The organism is bacterium (assembly GCA_018814885.1).
Classification (GTDB): Bacteria; Krumholzibacteriota; Krumholzibacteriia; order LZORAL124-64-63; family LZORAL124-64-63; genus JAHIYU01.
This window is the reverse complement of record JAHIYU010000098.1, coordinates 13457-31922: the sequence shown is the minus strand read 5'-3', so window position 1 is coordinate 31922 and position 18466 is coordinate 13457. Positions and strand designations below refer to the sequence as shown.

General features: G+C 67.3%; 18 protein-coding genes and 4 tRNA genes. 18 read left to right on the top strand and 4 right to left on the bottom strand.

What is annotated here, in order from left to right; translation table 11 throughout:
* Positions 1 to 5: 5 nt before the first annotated feature.
* The 3 genes from KJ554_06180 to KJ554_06170 are packed head-to-tail and all read left to right on the top strand — an operon-like array spanning position 6 to position 1579.
* Positions 6 to 386, top strand: a complete 381-nt coding sequence (locus tag KJ554_06180; protein MBU0741919.1) for a response regulator — start codon at positions 6 to 8, stop codon at positions 384 to 386.
* A 23-nt stretch (positions 387 to 409) separates the two neighbouring features.
* Positions 410 to 1078 (top strand): hypothetical protein, encoded by a 669-nt coding sequence (locus KJ554_06175; protein MBU0741918.1) that lies wholly within the window; start codon positions 410 to 412, stop codon positions 1076 to 1078.
* A gap of 12 nt (positions 1079 to 1090) precedes the next feature.
* A complete protein-coding gene (locus KJ554_06170; GenBank protein MBU0741917.1) occupies positions 1091 to 1579 on the top strand; it encodes a response regulator in 489 nt (162 codons plus the stop codon).
* Between the two features lie 24 nt (positions 1580 to 1603).
* Here KJ554_06170 and KJ554_06165 read toward each other — a convergent pair.
* Together KJ554_06165 and KJ554_06160 are read right to left on the bottom strand one after the other, a co-directional pair.
* A tRNA-Glu gene (locus tag KJ554_06165) sits at positions 1604 to 1678 on the bottom strand.
* Positions 1679 to 1732: 54 nt separating this feature from the next.
* Positions 1733 to 3100, bottom strand: a complete 1368-nt coding sequence (locus tag KJ554_06160; GenBank protein ID MBU0741916.1) for a dipeptidase — start codon at positions 3098 to 3100, stop codon at positions 1733 to 1735.
* 240 nt (positions 3101 to 3340) lie between these two features.
* On the opposite strand from KJ554_06160, the gene KJ554_06155 reads away from it, so the two are divergent.
* The 4 genes from KJ554_06155 to KJ554_06140 all read left to right on the top strand — a co-directional run bounded on the left by KJ554_06155 (position 3341) and on the right by KJ554_06140 (position 7115).
* A complete protein-coding gene (locus KJ554_06155; protein ID MBU0741915.1) occupies positions 3341 to 3502 on the top strand; it encodes a DUF1931 domain-containing protein in 162 nt (53 codons plus the stop codon).
* 376 nt (positions 3503 to 3878) lie between these two features.
* Positions 3879 to 4580, top strand: coding sequence for a hypothetical protein (locus KJ554_06150; GenBank protein MBU0741914.1), 702 nt, complete (start codon positions 3879 to 3881; stop codon positions 4578 to 4580).
* A 19-nt stretch (positions 4581 to 4599) separates the two neighbouring features.
* Positions 4600 to 5280: a hypothetical protein gene (locus KJ554_06145; GenBank protein ID MBU0741913.1), complete on the top strand. Its 681-nt coding sequence runs from the start codon at positions 4600 to 4602 to the stop codon at positions 5278 to 5280.
* A gap of 290 nt (positions 5281 to 5570) precedes the next feature.
* Positions 5571 to 7115, top strand: a complete 1545-nt coding sequence (locus tag KJ554_06140; GenBank protein MBU0741912.1) for a YifB family Mg chelatase-like AAA ATPase — start codon at positions 5571 to 5573, stop codon at positions 7113 to 7115.
* 59 nt (positions 7116 to 7174) lie between these two features.
* Here the strand turns inward: KJ554_06140 and KJ554_06135 are convergent, their stop codons facing one another.
* Both KJ554_06135 and murB read right to left on the bottom strand, forming a co-directional pair.
* A complete protein-coding gene (locus tag KJ554_06135) occupies positions 7175 to 8095 on the bottom strand; it encodes a hypothetical protein (protein MBU0741911.1) in 921 nt (306 codons plus the stop codon).
* 104 nt (positions 8096 to 8199) lie between these two features.
* Positions 8200 to 9186, bottom strand: coding sequence for a UDP-N-acetylmuramate dehydrogenase (gene murB, locus KJ554_06130; protein MBU0741910.1), 987 nt, complete (start codon positions 9184 to 9186; stop codon positions 8200 to 8202).
* Positions 9187 to 9257: 71 nt separating this feature from the next.
* Here murB and KJ554_06125 point away from each other — a divergent pair, with 71 nt between their 5' ends.
* The 11 genes from KJ554_06125 (at position 9258) to KJ554_06075 (ending at position 18413) form a co-directional block, all read left to right on the top strand.
* Complete coding sequence (locus KJ554_06125; GenBank protein MBU0741909.1) at positions 9258 to 10286, top strand: energy transducer TonB; 1029 nt, start codon at positions 9258 to 9260, stop codon at positions 10284 to 10286.
* Positions 10287 to 10337: 51 nt separating this feature from the next.
* Complete coding sequence (locus KJ554_06120) at positions 10338 to 10979, top strand: MotA/TolQ/ExbB proton channel family protein (protein MBU0741908.1); 642 nt, start codon at positions 10338 to 10340, stop codon at positions 10977 to 10979.
* Position 10980: 1 nt separating this feature from the next.
* Positions 10981 to 11433, top strand: coding sequence for a biopolymer transporter ExbD (locus KJ554_06115; GenBank protein ID MBU0741907.1), 453 nt, complete (start codon positions 10981 to 10983; stop codon positions 11431 to 11433).
* Between the two features lie 36 nt (positions 11434 to 11469).
* Positions 11470 to 12837: a hypothetical protein gene (locus KJ554_06110; protein MBU0741906.1), complete on the top strand. Its 1368-nt coding sequence runs from the start codon at positions 11470 to 11472 to the stop codon at positions 12835 to 12837.
* Positions 12834 to 14114, top strand: coding sequence for a hypothetical protein (locus tag KJ554_06105; GenBank protein ID MBU0741905.1), 1281 nt, complete (start codon positions 12834 to 12836; stop codon positions 14112 to 14114). Before KJ554_06110 ends, KJ554_06105 begins: the two co-directional genes overlap by 4 nt.
* A gap of 54 nt (positions 14115 to 14168) precedes the next feature.
* Positions 14169 to 14960, top strand: a complete 792-nt coding sequence (locus tag KJ554_06100; GenBank protein ID MBU0741904.1) for a tetratricopeptide repeat protein — start codon at positions 14169 to 14171, stop codon at positions 14958 to 14960.
* A gap of 27 nt (positions 14961 to 14987) precedes the next feature.
* Positions 14988 to 16130, top strand: coding sequence for a tRNA 2-thiouridine(34) synthase MnmA (gene mnmA / locus KJ554_06095; protein MBU0741903.1), 1143 nt, complete (start codon positions 14988 to 14990; stop codon positions 16128 to 16130).
* A 25-nt stretch (positions 16131 to 16155) separates the two neighbouring features.
* Positions 16156 to 18042 (top strand): hypothetical protein, encoded by a 1887-nt coding sequence (locus KJ554_06090; GenBank protein ID MBU0741902.1) that lies wholly within the window; start codon positions 16156 to 16158, stop codon positions 18040 to 18042.
* 91 nt (positions 18043 to 18133) lie between these two features.
* Positions 18134 to 18220, top strand: a tRNA-Ser gene (locus tag KJ554_06085).
* An 11-nt stretch (positions 18221 to 18231) separates the two neighbouring features.
* Positions 18232 to 18319 (top strand) — tRNA-Ser (locus tag KJ554_06080).
* A gap of 17 nt (positions 18320 to 18336) precedes the next feature.
* A tRNA-Arg gene (locus KJ554_06075) sits at positions 18337 to 18413 on the top strand.
* The last annotated feature ends 53 nt before the right edge of the window (positions 18414 to 18466 follow it).

The window sequence follows — 18466 nt, the reverse complement described above, 5'->3', positions numbered from 1 at the left end:
GTGGCATGGCGGAATACAAGATATTGCTGGTCGACGACGAAGAGGAGCTCGTCACCACCATGGTGGAACGTCTCGAATTCCGCGGTCTGGCGGCGGCCGCCGCCACGAGCGGCGCCGACGCCCTGTCGCAATTGCGGCGCGAACGCTTCGACGTCGTGGTGATCGACCTGAAGATGCCGGGCATGGACGGGCTTTCGCTCAGGGATTTGATCGCCGTCGAGTTCCCCGGGATCCTGGTGCTGATGGCCACCGGACACGGCAGCGACGCCGCGAGCGCCGCGGCCCTGCCCGAGGGAGGCGAGGAAGTGCTACTCAAGCCCTTCAGCATCGAGGTCCTGATCGATCTCATCGAGCGGAAGCGTCGCGGCGGAGGCGGAGCGCCATGACCGATCACCAGCGGGACGCGGACGTGGGTTCCTCGCTGCGGTTCTTCGGGATCGTGACGGCGAGCGTCTCGCACGAGCTGAACAACGTGAACTCGACCATCGAACAGATCGCGGGGCTGCTCGACGACCATCTGGCGCTCGTCGCGCGCGGCGGCGAATTCGACGCGCAGCGGATGCAGGACGTCCATGCGCGGATCGTCCGCCAGACGCGGCGGTCCGCGGATGTCATCGCGCGCCTGAACCGGTTCGCCCACACCGCCGACGATCCACGGATCCGGTTCGAATTGAACGGCCTGCTCGACGATATCGTGGGCGTCTGCGAGCGCCTCGCCCAGGGTCGCCGCATCGGGCTGGTGCGCGCGCCGGCCACGGACGAGATCTGGCTGACGGGTGATCCCTTTTTGCTCTCGCAGGCCGTGTTCGCCCATCTGCGGGCATTCTGGGAGAGCGCGCCTGTCGGCGCCGAGATCGCGGTGTCCGCCGCTGTCGAGGGCGACGACCGCCTCGTCCGTATCTCGGGTCCGGCGTCGCTGCAGCCGGAAGAGTCAGCCGATCCTCCCGGCGAGCCGGCCCGCCTGGCTTGCCGGCTCGCGGCGGACATCGACGACCGTGTAGCCGATGACCGGCGGACGATCACCATTGCTCTGCCCGCGGAGCGTCGCCGACAGGGGGACGCTCCGCCAAGGGGATGAAGGAGTCGAACGATGGACAAGCACATCAGATTGCTCATGGTGGACGACGAGACCGAGTTCCTGGACTCCATCGCCGAGCGCCTCGAACAGCGCGGCTTCGACGTGACCAAGGCGTGCGACGGCGATCGGGCCCTGGAGATCGCGGCGAAAGAGCGCTTCGACCTCGCGGTCGTGGACCTGCGCATGCCGGGCATGGACGGCAGCGCCCTGCTCGAGATCCTCAAGCGGGAGCATCGGTTCCTGGAAGTGATCATCCTCACGGGACACGGCTCGCTCGAATCGGCCTTCACTTGCAGCAAGCTCGGCGCCTTCGGCTACCTGCAGAAGCCCTTCGACCTCGACCAGCTGTTGGAGACCTTGACCGCCGCCTTCCAGGAACGCATGCGCAAGAAGTACGAACACGACGATGTGCGTATGACGCAGCTCCAGAAGATGGCCCTCGGCTCGAGCCCGCTCGGCATACTGCGGGCCATGCAGGAGCTGGACGACGGGGAGAAATAGCGGCTGGGGAACAAAGAGCGGTATTGGCATCCCCGACGGGAATCGAACCCGTATTGCCGGCTTGAAAAGCCGGTGTCCTAACCGTTAGACGACGGGGACGCCTGTGGCGGCGAGAATCTAAGCTCCCCACCCTGGCTTGTCAACACGCGGGGGTCAGCGCGCGGCCTCCTCCAGCAGGGCGGCGGTCGTGCGGATCCCGTTGGCAAAGTTCTCGACGTGGAACTTCTCGTTGGGCGAATGGATGTTGTCGTTGGGCAGCCCGTAGCCCAGCAGCAGCACCGGCGTCTTCAGGCACGATTGGAACGTGCCCACGATGGGGATCGACCCGCCCTCGCGGATGAAGACCGGCCGCTTGCCGAAACCGCGCTCCATGGCCCGCATGCCCGCCTGCATCATCTCCGAATCGCGCGGCACCATCACCGCCTTGGCGCCGTGCAGGAAGGAGATCTTCACGTCCACGCCGGACGGCGCGATCTCCAGCACGTACTTCTCGAAGAGCTCGGCGATCTTCCCTGGCTCCTGGTTGGGTACCAGGCGCATGCTGACCTTGGCGCCGGCGGTGGCCGGCACGATGGTCTTGGCGCCCTCGCCGCTATAACCGCTCCACAGCCCGTTCACGTCGCAGGTCGGACGAGCCCACATGCGTTCGAGGGTGGTGTAGCCGGCCTCGCCGAAGGGACCGGACGCGCCGGTCTCCGCGCGCAGCACCTCGTCGGTGTAGTTCAGGGAGGCGAAGGCCGCGCGTTCGGTGTCGTCCACTTCCAGCACGTCGTCGTAGAAGCCGGGGATGCGGACGCGCCCGTCGGCGTCCTTCAGGGCGGCGACGATCTCGGCCAGGGCGTTGCCCGGATTCTGCACCACGCCGCCGAAGCTGCCCGAATGCAGGTCCGCGCGGGGACCCGTCAGGTCGATCTGCATGTAGGTCAGACCCTTCAGACTGTAGCAGATGGCCGGGGTCTCCGCGTTGTAGAGGCTCGTGTCGCTGATGACGACCGCGTCGCAGGCCAGCTTGTCGGCATTCTCCTCGGTATAGCGGTAGACGGCGGGGCCGCCGCATTCCTCCTCGCCCTCGATGATGAACTTCACGTTGACCGGCAGCTCGACGCCTTGGGCCACGTACGCTTCCAGCGCCTTGACGTGGGTGAAGAGCTGCCCCTTGTCGTCGCAGGCGCCGCGCGCGTAGATGATGTCGTCGGCCAGGCGCGGCTCGAACGGAGGCGAGTCCCACAGGTCCAGCGGGTCGACGGGCTGCACGTCGTAGTGTCCGTAGAACAGCAGGGTCCTGCGGTCCGGGCGTTGCTCGCTCCGGGCGAAGACCAGGGGATGGCCCGCTGTCTCGACGAGTTCGACCTCGAGTCCGAGTGCGCGCAGCTCGGCGGCGATGAATTCGGCGGCGCGCCGGGTCTCGCCCTTGTGCTCGGAAAGGGAGCTGATGCTGGGTATACGCAGCCAGTCGCACAGCCGTGCGACGTGCCGGTCGAGATGCTGCGACAGGTAGCTCGTGATGCGCTCGCTGGACATGGAGCCTCCTCGGAATGGTGCGCCTTTAGGGCGGAACGCCCGGGTCGACGCTAAAAACTATGCTTGACGGACTACCCTGTCGAGACGATTGTGTGCCGCAAAAGCGGCCGGAAAGTCGTTCTGTCGGACGGCAGGCAGGCGAATGACCGTTGACACGGGCGTCTGGATTCGCCACAATCCTCCGGCCCGCGACGACATCAACACCCGCACGTCCCTTTTTCAGGAGGAAATGAGGCAGACATGATTATCAGCAAGAGCAAAACCAAGGAAACCGTCAAGCAGTGCAACGTCTCCGGCGACTTCTACGAGGCTCTCGACAAGAAGGTCCAGGATCTGATCAAGGGCGCCGAGAAACGCGCGATCGCCAACGGTCGCAAGACTGTTCGTCCCTGCGATCTCTAGGCCATACCACGAGGGTCCATCCCATCGATATGGGTATACCTCGTGTAACTGCATACGCGGAGGTTCTTTGCGGAACCTCCGCTTTTTTTCTCAACGGGCCGCAAGCCGTCTCCATTTTTCGTATTTTTAACCGAATTCTTTGATTGCATAGCATAAGACATGTGTGATATAGTAGCGCCCAGGTAGTGGATGTGTATGAATATCCACCGCTTGGAAGACGGTGCTCGCGGTAAACAGACCGATCGCAGGTAAGATCATTGCTTCCGGTCATTGCCCGCCCAGCTTCGCCTGCTGCGAGACCGTGCAGTGAATAGAGAGTCACAACATGAGGCGATGGTCCTAGGCCGAGGCCGGGCCATGAACATTGGGGGGTAGTATGAAGAAACTGTGGATGCTGGTTCTGCTCGCCGTTTTTTGCGGCGCCGGTGTCGCACACGCGCAGTCTGATGTGATGGACATCATCGGCTATCTCTACGAGTCGGACAATACGCCCGGCGTGCAGGGATTCCCGCCGAGTAACGCCGGCGATGTCTTGGCCGGTGTCGGCTACGCCGACAACATCAGCGCACCTCTGACCTGGAGCCTGGTCGATTACGAGTACACCTTCGTACTCAGCGGCCTGACCTCGCTCGGCCAGCAGGATCTGGGAGGCGGGGTGTACCGTATGTTCTACGCGGGCGGTACCATCGACATCGTCGCTCAGGCCTATGCCGACGCGGGCTACACCATGCCCTTCTACGGCGTGGACCCACCCGATCCTATGGTCATCGCGACCTTCAGCGACGGTGAGGTCTATCTGCATGGCTCATTCTCCAACTTCGCGGTGACCTACAACACCACGAACTCTTCGGGCAACTTCCAGGGGATGCTCGTATTCGAACTCGGTACACATTTCAGCGAACTCGGCCAGGAACTTCAGGACCCCAACGCCGTGACCATAGCCGGTCTCATCGGTCAGGACGTCGATCCCACGGTTCCGGATGGGTATGACCTCGAGGCGGACGGGCACATCTACTACGATGGCACCATCCCCAACGAGGACATGACCTGGAGCAGTCTCAAGAACCTGTACCGATAACAAGCGGAAGGAGGGCAAAATGAAGCGACTGGTGATGATAGCACTCGCGCTGATGGTGGCCGTCCCCGCTGTGGGACAGGTCGAATTCACCTTCGAGGGCTTTGCCATGTACGACCCCGCGCCGGACATGGTGGGAGCCGCTCTGACCGTCTATGGAATCGCCAACCCGCCGGTGAGCGTGCCGACGCCGATTCCCATGGACTTCGTGAACTTCCAGTACACGGTACATGTCACCGGCATGACCGTCGCCACTTACGTACTCGACATCGGCGATGGCACGAAGACATATACCTTCAACGGCGGTGTGATCCACATCTTCGAGGACCCCATCGCCACGGGCACGGCCGGCAACTACGCCGCGCCCGGCACCTTCGTCGATGGCACGATGCTGCTCGAAGCGACCGTTGACGATGGCTGGGAGATGCTGCTGGACGATCCGTTCGGCCTCTCCGTGTATTCCGGCGCTGGCATCGGCGCCTGCGACATGGTCGCCGGCGCGGCTTACCCGCTGCTGGTCAGCATGGATTACGAGCTGAACGACTGGGTCTTCGCCGGCACCGGCATCTCGGAGCCCTGGTGGCCGTTCATCACGGTCCCCGACGGCTACGACCACGTGTTCGGCATCAAGATCATCTTCCCGTACGACCCGACGGCCAACGAGGACGCCACCTGGGGAGAGGTCAAGACCCTCTTCCGTTGATTCGCGATACCTAGCATGGACGAGGGAACCCCCCGGCAGGGGGGTTCCCTCTTTTCGGGCCATGACGATCCCCCCGGCAGCCGTCCCCGGCAGCGGCGCGCGTCACTGGCGGACTTCCCGCAGTCCGGCCGCCGTCGCCACGCGTTGACGCACCCGAGCCAACCTCCGGATCACGGTGTCCGTTGCAGGGAGGCCAGGCGCGCGTCTGCGTCCGTCCGTCCGTCTGTCGACGCGCGTGGCATGGATCCGGCAGCGGCGGGGCGCTTGCAACCCGCAGCGGGGAGGACGGGATGGTCCAGCGCGTACATAGCGGCGCCGTCTACGGGATCGACGGCTACGACGTGACGGTGGAGGTCGACGTGCGCCGCGGGCTGCCCACGTTCCAGATCGTGGGTTTGCCGGGAACCACGTTGCGCGAGAGCCGCGAGCGGGTCCTGTCGGCCATGCGCAACAGCGGCTTGTCCTGGCCGTCGGGCCGCGTGACCGTGAACCTGGCCCCGGCTGACGTCCAGAAACAGGGTGCGGCGGTGGACGTGGCCATCGCCGTCGGCATCAGCGCCTGCTCCCGGGACGATCCGCCGCCGCCGGTCCGTCGCGATGCCGTGCTGCTGGGTGAGCTGTCCCTGAACGGCGAGCTGCGTCCCGTGCGCGGCTTGCTGTCGATCGTGACCGCCGCCGCCGGGCGCGGCGCCAGCGTTTTCGTCGTGCCGGGAGTCCAGGCCTGGCAGGCGCGTCTGGTGCCCGGCATCACCGTGCTGGGGGCCGACCACCTCGCCGACGTCGTCGCCTGGCATCGCACCGGCGCGGGGTTGCGCGAGTGCGAGGACGCCGACGAACCCAGACGGGCGCCGGAGGCTCCCCGGGAAGCCGTGAGCTTCTTCGCCCTGTCCGCCCCGGCGGCGCGGCGCCTGGCCGTCCTGGCCGCGGCCGGAAGGCACGACACCCTGCTGGTGGGTCCCCCCGGAACCGGCAAGACGCGTCTGTGCCGGACGATCGGCGCCCTGACGCCCGCCTGCTCCTGCGAAGAGGCCGTGGAGGTCACACGCATCCAGGGAGCCGCGGGCCTGGCGCGCAGGGCGCATCTTTGCGGGGAGAGGCCCTTCCGGGCGCCCCACCACACGGTGACGCGGGCCGGCCTGATCGGCGGTGGGGCAGGCCTGCGGGCGGGCGAAGTCACGCTCGCACATCATGGCGCCCTCTTCCTGGACGAGCTGGCCGAGTTCGCCCCGGCCGTCCTGGATGCCCTGCGCGAGCCGCTGGAGGAAGGGCGCGTGGCGGTGTCCCGCGGACCGGGCGCGCGGTTCTGGCCCGCAAACTTCCAGTTCCTGGGGGCCATGAATCCCTGCCGGTGCGGTTCCTTCGGGAGCAGTCGCCGCGCCTGCTGCTGCACGGCCAGCGCGCGGGCGCGTTACGGGAATCGGCTGTCGGGCCCCCTGCTGGATCGCATCGACCTCTTCGTCGAGATGGAGGAGGCGGCCGACTGGACGTTGCATGACGGTGTGGTGGAGCCGCGGGCTGTGAGCGCCCTCTGGGAGGAGGCCCGGTCGCAGGTGACGACGGCGTACGCGCGGCTGAACCGCATCTCGGGGGCCGCGGGCGGCTCCAGGCGCTCGCCGGAGCTGTCGGAATGCCGGCGCTGGCTGGACCGCGACAGCGCGGATTATCTCGATCGGGCGAAACGGTCGCTGGGCCTGTCAATCCGGTCCCTGATACGTACAGCCCGCGTGGCGCATACCGTGGCGGCCCTGGCCGGGCGCCATCGCGTCAGGAGGTCGGATGTGGCGGAAGCCCTGTCATTCAGGAGAGAGGCCCTGCCGACGTTGTCGCGCAGGTGAGTCGGGGCGACAAGAAAAAGGGGCGGCCGCCTGGGCCGCCGCTCCGGTGCGGGAGCCTGCTAGAAATCCGCGGTGAATCCGACGGCCCAGCTGAAGGTGTCCAGGGTATGGGCGTCGTAATCGGCGACGCTCACCTGGCCTTCGCCTTCGACCCACCGGGTGACGGGGATGCGCGTGTTGCCCTCGTCCCGTACGGCGAAGGCTCTGCCGGGCTCGAAGTCCACGGTCATGTGGTGGTACATGACCTCCATCCGCACGCTGATCAGGTCGTCGGCGATGATCCGCATGCCGACGCCGCCCGAGAGGTCCCACATCTTGGCGGGCGCGTCCGTGTAGTCGGAGTTGAGGGTCATCCAGGTGTGGTGGGCGCCCCCCTGCAGGTAGGGATGCCAGCGGCCCTTGCCGAAGTTGCCGTAGTCGCGTGGATAGAAGACCGCGTTCATGCCCGTGCTGAGCGTGATGCAGGAGCGGTTCTCGGCGTCGAATTCGCCGATCTCGTCCACGGGCATGGGCAGGTTCTCTTCCTCGCCGAAGGCCTGGTTCGACAGGGACAGGGCATTGGCGATCCTGGCCCGGTATTCCGAGACCGAGAAGCCCACCACGGGTTCCAGGGAGAACCAGGGCAGGAGATTGTAGTTCAGGCGCAACTGGGGGTGGAAGGCGGCTTGACCGCTCAGACTGACGTCGCCGAAGTACGTGGTCTTGTCCGTGTACTTGTAGATGATGCCGTCCGCAGCGAGGATTTCCTGGTTGATCTGCCAGAAGCCGAGCGTGAGGGTGAGCTCCATGTTGCGTTCCGGGATGACCGGCACGTAGGTGGGGACATTCTCCTCCTCGGCTCTGACCGCCTGTTGCTCCTCGAGCGTGGTATGCAGCAGGTTGTATGTCTTCTCGTTCGTCTCGGCGGGTTTCTGAGCCAGGGCCGCTGATGCGCCCGCCACGACGAGGCACCAGAAGATCACGAAGTAGGTCCGGGACATGGGTCGACTCCTGTCCTGCTTAGCTGATCGTCCAATCGATTATAATTACAGGCGTTGGGCCCTGAGTGTCAATACGAAACCCTCGTCCGCCGATAATACACCGTTCACGCCCCTGTTTGCCAGCCGAAACGCGTCAGATGGCGCACTTCTTCCCGGAGCCGGACCCCGAAACGCTCGGCGACAGCCGCTCTCATGCGCTCCGCCAGGGTCAGCACGTCCCGGCTCGCGGCCTCGCCCAGATTCACGATGATGTTGGCGTGGCGCGCGAAGACCGCCGCGTCGCCCTCCCGCATCTCCCGGGCACCGATCTGGTCCAGCAGGGAGCCGGCGGCGCGCCGGCGGCCCCCCGGGGAGTCAGGCGGCAGGTTCCTGAAATAGCTGCCGGCACAGGGGAGATCGACCGGATGCTTGCGCCTCCGTTCGGCGATGATCCCGAGGCGGGTCTCGCCGGCCGCCGCCGTGTCCCCGCGCCGCAGGCGCAGCACGGCGTCGAGCACCAGATCGCTGCGGTCCTTGTAGGCCGTGTGCCGGTAGGCGAAGGCGAAGTCTTCGGGCCCCACCGTCTCCACCCGGCCGTCCGCCCGCAGGATCGTGGCTTCCACGAGAAACTCGCTGATCTCGTGGCCGTAGCATCCCGCGTTGCCGACCAGCGCTCCGCCGAGGGTGCCGGGGATGCCCGAGGCGAATTCGAGGCCTGCGAGCCCCGCCTCCAGCGAGGCCGTCACCAGCGCGTCGAATCCCAGGCCGGCCCCCGCCCGGACCGTGTCGCCGCGGATCACCAGGTCGGTCGTCGCGACGTGCATGACCAGGCCCTGGAACCCCGCGTCATCCGCCAGCACGTTGCTGCCGCCGCCCAGGAAAACCACAGGAATATCCCTCTCCCGAGCGTTTTCCAGGAACCGACGCGCGTCCTCTGGAGTATGCAGGCGGCAGATCGCCAGCGCCGGTCCGCCTATGCGCAAGGTCGTCATGCGACTCAGGGGGACGTCCAGGCCCATCCGATCGCCGTGACGAGCGGCGATCGCCTGGATGGCCTCGGCGATCCGTGCCGTGTCCTTTCCACGGTTGTCAGGCGGGACATGTCGGTGCATTGTGTTACCTTTCCTGGGTGAGAGAGACGGCTTGAGAATCCGGTTGGAGCCCGAGAGCGTCAAGGAGAACCGTGCCCCAGCGCCGCACAACAGTCCGCGCCTTCCTGGCCGCCCTGCTCCTGCACCTGCTGCTGGTTGCCGCGACCTGGAATTACGATATGGTCGGTTCCTCCCGTCCGCCTTTGCCTGAAAAGACGGCCGATGTGGTCGAGGTGGTGTTGCTGGACGAGTCGCCGCCGGACGCCGCCGTCCTGCCGCGGACCTATACCTCGGTGCCGGAGAGTCAGGAGATACCGGAACCCCCCGCGAATCCCGATTTCCTGGCCTTGCGCAACAGCCGCGCCGCCGACATGACGCCCGGGGGCGAAGCGAACGCCTCGCCTCGGGCGGAGTCGACAGGCGACCTGTCGCAGGTGGCGATCAGCCGTGATGCCGGCGGCAGTCCGGGCGGCGTGGTCGTGATGCCCGTGCCGGCCGAAGCAGCCGCAGAACAGGGCGCTGCGGGAGACTCTGGCGGCGCCCCGGGCGGCGTGCAGCCCCGGCCCGGTTCCGATCCCGTCCTGCGGGAGGGCGAGGATCTGGTCGAAGGCGCCGAGCCGGCCGAGCCGACGCACGACGGGGCGGATGGCGAGCGGCCGCAGACGACCGCGGAGCTGGCCGACCTGCTGGCGCAGTCGTTCCCGTCCATCCTGGAGCGGACCCAGGGCCGTCCCGGCGACCGGGGTTTCGACTACGACCAGGAGTCTGTCAGTCTGGATGCCGGCGACCTGATCCAGTTCGGGGATTTCGCCCTGAGCACGGTCGAGTGGGATTTCGCGCCCTGGCTGGAGCGGTTCAAGCGCGATTTCCTGCCCAACTGGATACCGCCCTACGCCTACACGCACCTGGGCGTGATCGACGGCGTGACGGTGCTCAAGCTGGTCGTCCAGCCGAACGGCAGCCTGAGCGAGCTGACCGTGATCGAAGAGAAAGGGCACGAGTCCCTGCACCGGGCGAGCCTGGCGGCCATGCGGGCCACGGCGCCGCTGGCGCCCCTGCCGAGCCACTTCCCGGACCCGAAGCTCGTGATGACAGTGAAGCTGATCTACTCGGCGCGCTGAGAGCGCGGCGCCCGTGATCACGATACGCAACCAGCGAAGGAATGACGCGAGATGTGGGAATTGATCCGCGCCGGCAACGTGATGATGATTCCGCTGGGGCTGTGCTCCCTGATCGGCCTGACGATCTTCCTGGAGCGGCTCTTCGCCCTGCGACGTCACAAGATCATCTTCCCCGAGGTCGCCGAGGCGGTGGAGACCCTGCCCGCGAGCGACAGCCACGACATCGCCTATGCCATCATCGACCGCAACCCCGGGCCCTTCGCCAACGTGGTGCGCGCCGGACTGGACCACGCCGACTACGAGTGGCAGATCGTGCGCGACGTGCTCCAGGAGACCGGGCGCCAGGAAGCGGTCCGGCTGGTGCGCAACCTGAACATCCTCGAGATCGTCGCGGCGGTGGCGCCCCTGCTGGGGCTGCTCGGCACGGTGACGGGCATGATCCGCGTCTTCGCCGCCATCTCCACCATCGGGCTGGGCAACCCGGAGCAGCTTTCCGGCGGCATCTCCGAGGCCATGGTGACGACCGCCGCCGGGCTGATCATCGGCATCCCGGCGCTGGTGGGGCACCACTGGCTGCAGGGGCGGGCCGACGCCATCATCTTCGACCTGGAGCGCTACGCCTCGCAGATCCTGGGCCACCTACGCGAACGCACCCTCCGCAGGGGCCGGTCCGCCGCCGGCGGGGAGGACTGAGATGCAGTTCGCGCCTCCGCGCAGGGGCAACCGCCTGATCATCAACGTCACGTCGCTGATCGACGTGATGTTCCTGCTGCTGATCTTCTTCCTGGTGACCTCGACCTTCAAGCATCAGCCGGCCATCGAGCTGGAACTGCCGAGCTCCACCTCGGCGGAGCCGGTCATGGCGGGGCCGGCCGTCCTCTACCTGACCAGCGACGGGGCGATCTATCTCGAGGACAGGCGGCTGGGCGAGGACGAGATCGTGTCCGCGCTCCGGCAACGGCTGGCCGAGGGCGGGGAGAACAACATCGTGCTGCGCTCGGACACGCATACGGAGTTCGGGCGGGTGGTGCGCCTGATGGACATGATCAAGGAGAGCGGCTTTTCGCGCGTGAGCATGTCGGCGCGCGCCGCCGGCGGCGCCGACACCGGCGGGGAGCGCCTTGACGACCGACCGGACGCGCCCTAGTATGCGTCGGTTCGGTTCTTTACACGAGGAGAACGGATGTTCGAGATGAACCAGTCGAGCCGGTCGGCCGCCGCGGCGGCGCTCGCCCTGGCCGCGGCCCTGTCGCTTGCGGGCTGCACCAGCGACGAGGCCAACCCGGTCGGCGCCGGCGTGCCCGTCGAATTGCAGATGAACGCCCCCACGACCCGGGTCCTGCACGAGACCACGGCCCGGGGCCACGTGGCGCTCGAGGACGAGGATGTGCCCTACGACGAGAACCAGGTGCTCTACTTCGGCAGCAGCGCCACCGCCTCGTCCTCCATGCTGATCCGGTACGATTTCTCGACCCTGCCCGACAGCGTGCCGGACTGGCTGACCATCAGCGAGGACAACATCCAGTACGCCAGGATGAACCTGTACCGTCTCAAGTTCTACGCCCCGGACCTCGGCGGCGGCACCGTCGCCGAGCAGGAGGGATACGACAAGAACTACGAGGTCTACAACCTCATCGAGCCTCTCGACACATCGCTCTACCCGGGGCCGGAACCGGACTACGACCAGCTGCTGATCGACGCGACGACCTCCGGCGCGAACGTCTTTTTGAACTTCAACCCGGCCACGATCGTGGACTGGCTGGAGAACGGTCACAACGGAATCATCGTCAGGGAAGGGCCAGCTTCCGACGTGGCGGGTTTGATCGGATACGGATCGATGGACATGCACGGCCGCGGTTTCCAGGAGATCGAGCGGGAGGACGACGACACGACCATCGGGCCGTCGATCACCATCGCCATCACCGACTCCCTCGTCGGCGTGGACGAGACCACCTACTTCGACGAGATCCTCGTCATCGCACCGGTCGCGGACGTCTCCACCCTGCACGCGCTGGAAACGCCGTCGGCGGACCTGGCCGAGGACGTGGTCTTGCGGACCCATCTGCGGCTCTCGCCGTACTTCTCCTTCGATCTCTCGTCGGTGCCGGACGACGTCTTCGTCAACCGCGCGGTGGTCCGTCTGGGCGTCGATTTCGACCGCAGCTACGGTCAGATCCAGTCCCTGGTCGTGCACCAGGTCCCCCTGGCGCTGGTCGACGGCGTCGCGTCGGTGACGCTGGCGGATCTCGAGGACGATGGCGCCGTGGTGGACGGCCAGTATGCCGTGGACCTGGAAGGCCTGCTTCTCGAGGAGAGCGAGTGGGTCGGCTGGGACGTGACCTCGACGGTGCAGCGCATCGTCAACGGCGTGCTGGACCCGGACACGGTCTTCCTGGTCACGGCCGGCGAGCCGTTCACCGGGTTCGCCACGACCCTGAACTACGCGCCGGATTTCTACTTGTCGCTCTACGCCTTCCACGGCACCGACCATCCCTTCCTGACGCCACATCTCGAGATCACCTACACCCCGTTCAGCGGAGGTGCCCGATGAGCTCCTTCACGCGCGCCGCCCGGGGAGGGGACGGGAGCGGACGCAGCTTGGCGTTCGCCCTGGCGGTCCTGGCGGTTCTCGCCGCCTCGGCGTCCCTCGCGCAGAGCCCTTTCGCCCTGACCAATCTCGGCGCCGATGTCCGCTCCAGCGACGCCCGCATCGACGGACGCGGCGGTTGGGGGCTCGCCGAGAGCGACACGCTGATCCCGTCCTTCCACAGCCTCGCCGGTCTGCCCGGCCTGCGGCAGATGGTGATCGTGGTCAGCGGCTATGCGGAAAAGGTGCGGAGCGAGGACGGCGCGGCATCGCGCAACACGAACAGGGTGCGCACGCCGACCCTGCGGGCCGCGGCGCCGTTCGCGGAGGGGCGGCTGGTCCTGAGCGCCGGCTTCCAGGGCCTGCGCGGCACCCAGTACGACAGGCAGCTCGATACCGTCTTCCTGCTGCCCGATCCCGCGGACCCTCTGGGCGCCCACGTCCCGTACGCCGCGCGGGAGTTCTTCGTGCGCGAGGGCACCCAGTTCCAGGTCCCGCTCGGCTTGTCCTGGCGCGTCGCTCCGCGCCTGTCGCTCGGCGCCAGTCTCAACCTGATCGGCGGCGTCATGCGGGAGCGCGTGAACGTCATCTTCGACGAACCGGTCACCACCGACGGTACCCACTACTTCCTGACCAGCTCGGAAGTACTGGAGGACGAACTCAGCGGCCTGTCGACCACGTGGTCGCTGCTCGTGGACCCGCTGCCCAGCCTGGCGGTGGGCGCCGCCTTCACGACCGCGCACGAATGGGACGTGATCCGCACCCGGGACATGCAGGGCATCCCCGGCAACGTCGTGGAGGACTACCGGATCGAGATGCCCGCTTCCTGGGCCGTGGGCGCGGCCGCGGCGCTCTCGGACCGCTGGCGCTTCGGCGCCGAGTACGAGAGCCAGCCCTACTCGAAACTGCGCGGGCGCCCTGACTGGGAAAACGTCATGGCCGACGCCTGGCGCCTGGGTTTCGGCTTCGACCGCGCCGAGGCCTACGAACGCCGCGCGGGTCGCAGGAATCTGCCGCTTCGTGTAGGATATTCGCTGCACAAGTGGCCCTATCTCGTCGGCGGCGAGGAGATCATCGAGAAACGCGTGTCGGCCGGCACCGGATTCTCCTTCCGCGACAGGAGCGGGCATCTCGACATCGCCCTGTCGCATGCCTGGGTGGGCGACGTGGCCAGGAACGGCAGCCAGGACCGCGTCTGGCGTCTCTCGGTCTCTGTGGCCGGTCTGGAGAAATGGTGGTAGACGTGGCGGTACCGCTCGCCGCGGTTGATATGCTTCACACCGAGGAGTGATCCGATGAATGGCGTTCGTGCGTACACGGCTTCGAGCTTCTTGATCCTGCTGATCATCCTGTCATCGCTGGCGTTTCTCGCGGGTTGCCGCGAGAAAGTGGAATTGTCGGAACTGGAGCGCGTCCTGGCCGAATACCGCCAGCTGCCGGCGGAGGAGCAGGAAGCCGCCCTGCGCGGTCTCGCCGCCGCGGGCACACCCGAGGCGAAATACGCCTGGTACGAACTCGGCAACATCTTCTACCGGCGGGCGACCACGACGGAGCTGGCTCCCGGCGAGGGCTCCGCGTCCGGCACCAACGCCCTGCTCGATTCGGCGCTGGCGTACTTCGAGGTGGCGTCGTCGTCGGACAGCACCTTCGTCGAGCCGCTCGTCAACGCCGGTCTGATCTGGGACGACCTGTCGGAAGGCCGCACGCCCGAGGCGATGGCGGCCGTGAACAAGGCCACCGAACTCTACACGCGCGCCATCGCGCTGCGGCCCGGCGACGAGAAGGCCTGTTGCAACCTGGGCTCACTCTACTTCCGCAGGCACCAGTACATGAATGCCCTGGCGGAGTTCAAGGCCGCTCTGGAGGGCAATCCCCGCAGCGCGCTCGCCCACTACAACCTGGCGATCATGTTCGCCGAATCGAAGATGTACCGCGAGGCGATCGTGGAGTGGGAGGACGCGGCCGAATTCGACGAGGAGGGCGACATCCGCGAACGTTCCCTCGAGAACATCAGGGTCATCAAGGAACTGATGGAGGCCGAGATCCCGGCCAACCTGACCGAACCGGCCGGCGACAAGACGTCCTGATGCGGGCCGCTTCCGGCGAGGTGAGCGATGACCTTCCCCCTGCCCGTGCCCGCAGAGCTCGAGGCTGCGGCGCCTCCGGGCAGCAGCGTGTTGCTCGGCCTGAGCGGCGGCGTCGACAGCAGCCTCGCACTCGCTCTCCTGAAGCATCTGGGCTGCGACGTCCACTGCGTGACGCTCAAGAACTTCTGCACCTCGGATGCCGCCTTCGGCGGTGCCGGGAACCGGTCGTGCTGTTCGCTGGACGCCATCGACGGGGCCCGGCGGCTGGCGGCGCGCTTCGGGTCCCGGCACTGGGTCGGCGGCGTCGAGGATCGTTTCAAGGCTCGGGTCATCGATCCCTTCGTCCGGGAATACCTGTCAGGGCGTACGCCCAATCCCTGCGTCGGCTGCAACACGGCGATCCGTTTCCCGGAACTGGCGCGACGTGCCGACGCCCTGGGTCTGGACCTGATCGCGACGGGCCATTACGCGAGGCTGGCGCGGGAGGGAGGCGAGACCCGACTGCTGCGCGGGGTGGATGCGGCCAAGGACCAGTCGTACTTCCTGCACGGTATCGATCAGGCGGTGCTGGGACGCTGCGTCTTCCCGCTCGGCTGGTTCGACAAGGGGCAGGTACGCGCGGCGGCGGCCGCGCTCGGCCTGGAGGCGGCCCGCCGGCCCGACAGCCAGGAGATCTGCTTCATACCGGACGGCGACCGGGCCTTCCTCTTCGAGGGGACGGGCGGCCGCGAGCCGGGCGACATCGTCGACCGGGCGGGAAGAGTGCTGGGTCGGCACCGTGGGCTGGCCCACTACACGGTCGGTCAGCGCCGCGGCCTGGGCATCGCCGCACCGGAACCGCTCTACGTGCTGTCGCTCGAACCGGAAAGCAACCGGCTGATCGCGGGCGCCCGGCACGAACTGGACGTCTTCGAGATCACATGTGACGGCTTTCGTTCGCCGTCGCCCTCGTTTCCGGAAGGCGGGGCCGGGGCGGCTGACGCCTCGCCGGTGGAGGCGCAGGTCCGCCACCGCCAACGCGGCGTGCCCGTCGCGACCTGGTCCCGTCGCGGCGGGACGTTGACCGTGACCCTGTCCGCCCCGGCCAGGGGTGTGGCTCCCGGCCAGTTCCTCGTGCTCTACGCGGGGGACCGGGTACTGGGCGGCGCGCGTATCGTTTCGACTTCTTGACCCGGGTTGTCCCTGGAGGAACCGCATGTCCAAGACCCTGCGCCGCCTGCTACGAGTCGTGGTGACCGTCGTCGCCGTGGTCGTCCTGCTGCTGTCGGCGATGCGTCTGCTGGTGCCGGCCTCCCGGCTGGCAGGGATGATCGCCGACGGCATCGAGGAAGCCACCGGCGCCACCGCCGCCTTCGTCGGTGCGGAGGTGGACGTGTGGCCGCGGTTGCGCCTGGTCCTCACCAACGGCGCGGTGGTCGGGACGGGCGAGGACCTCGCGGCGCGCACCGGAGCGGCGGTCGATCTGGAAAGCTACGCCGCCCGTATCGACAGGCTCGAGGTGTCGCTGGCCTGGGGTCCCCTGCTGAAACGACGCCTCGAGGTGGGGGAGGTGCGCCTGGTCAGACCGCGTATCGAACTCGTGACCCGGGGCGAGGCGACATCGACCTCTGGCGCCACGCTGCCGGGCGGCGCGGGCGCGCCCCCGGGCCGCGCCGCCAGGATGCCGGCGGCTCTCTTCGTGGCCGGGCTGGCCGTGGCGGACGGCAGCCTCGCCTGGTCCGATTCCGCCAAGCACCGGCGCCTGCAGGTCGAGGGCTGGCACCAGGATGTGAGTATCGGCGACGCGTCCCTGCTGCTGCGGCGGCTCGACGCTTTCGCCACGGGCACGCCCCCGCCCGTCGGTGGCAGCGGGTCCTCGCGCCTGGAGGTGCGCACGCGGATCGCGGCGCTGCGCCTGACCGGTTTCAGCGAGCAGGGCGAACAGGTCTTCCGCGACCTCGATCTCACGGGGCAGCTGGAAATCCCGGATACAGCCTGCCGTCTGCAGTTCCTGGTGCGGCATTTGACCTGGAGCGGCGTCACGGTGACCGGGAGCGGCACCCTGGCCACCTCGCCCCTGGGCGATCGCCTGACCGGCCAGTGGCGCCTGATCGGCCTGGACGTGGAGTCCCTGCGCCGCGGCTTGCCCGACGTCACGTCCCGTCTCGCTCCCGAGACCGCCGCCTGGCTTGCGGAGACGCCGCTCTCGTTGGGCGAACTCGCCGCCGGCGGTTCCGTCGACCTCCCCTGGCCCCTGCCGCCAGGCGCCCGGTATCACGATCTGGCGAGCGGGCTCGCGGTCGAAGCGCAGGTCCGAGACCTGTCGATCGTCCCGCCGCGGCAGACAGTGCCCTGGCGCGGTTCCGCCGCCTTGACGCTGCAGGGCGCCGCGGCGGAGCTGAAGGACGTTCGGATCGACATCCTGGACGGCAACCTCGCGGGCCACCTCCGCTTCGGCGACCTGGACCGCGAGCGGGCGCTCTGCAGCTTCTCGGTGGACGGTGACGGCGTACAGGCCCGGATCCTGCTGGACGCGGTGGCCCCGGTGGCCGTTCCCTACCTCGAGGGCGTCGCGAACCTCAAGATGGCCGGTGCCATGGTTCTCGGCTCCCCGGCGGAAATGCGCGCCTCCCTGGAACTGGCGGGCGACCTGGCCCTGCGCGACGGCACGGTCCACGCCTCGTCCTGGCTGGACGACATCTCTCCCTACCTGGGGGACCGCCAGGACCTGAAGGACATCCGCTTCCGGCACCTGGTGCAGAGAGTGCTCGTGCGCGACGGCAAGTTGATCATCGAGAACCTGATGCTCGACGGCCACGACACCGATTGGCGCGGAGGCGGCTGGTTCGGTCTCGACGGCGGCATCGACATGAGCCTGAACGTCAAGTTCCCCGCGGACTTCCAGCCGGAACTCGGCGATCTGACGCCCCTGGCCGCCGTACTGAGGGGAGACGACGGCCGGATCGCCCTCAACCTGGACATGAAGGGCCGGGCTGCGAGTCCCCGGGTCATGCTGGACCTGGCGCCGGCCAAGGAATGCCTGAGCGAGCGGATAGAGGATGGCGTGAAAGGCTTTCTTGACAAATTGAGGGGTAACAAGTAACGTGCTTGGCCGCAACGTGATTCCCGGAACAGGCTCCAGAAGCGGGTTCTGTGGGGGCGGTCGGCTGCGGCCTCTGGCGCGATGAACAGCCGGAGGGCTAGTCCTAACTGGTAAGGCAGCGGTCTTGAAAACCGCCGGGAGAGATCCCTTGGGGGTTCGAGTCCCTCGCCCTCCGCCAGATCGGGTCGTGGAGAGGTGGCCGAGTGGCCGAAGGCGCACGCCTGCTAAGCGTGTATGGGGAAACTCATCGAGGGTTCGAATCCCTCCCTCTCCGCCAGGAAATCTCGTACAGGTGCGCCCATAGCTCAACTGGATAGAGCGTCTGGCTACGGACCAGGAGGTTGGGGGTTCGAATCCTCCTGGGCGTACCATCAAAACGACGGCGGGCTGCTCGGGCAGCCCGCCGTCGTCATGTAGGAGCATC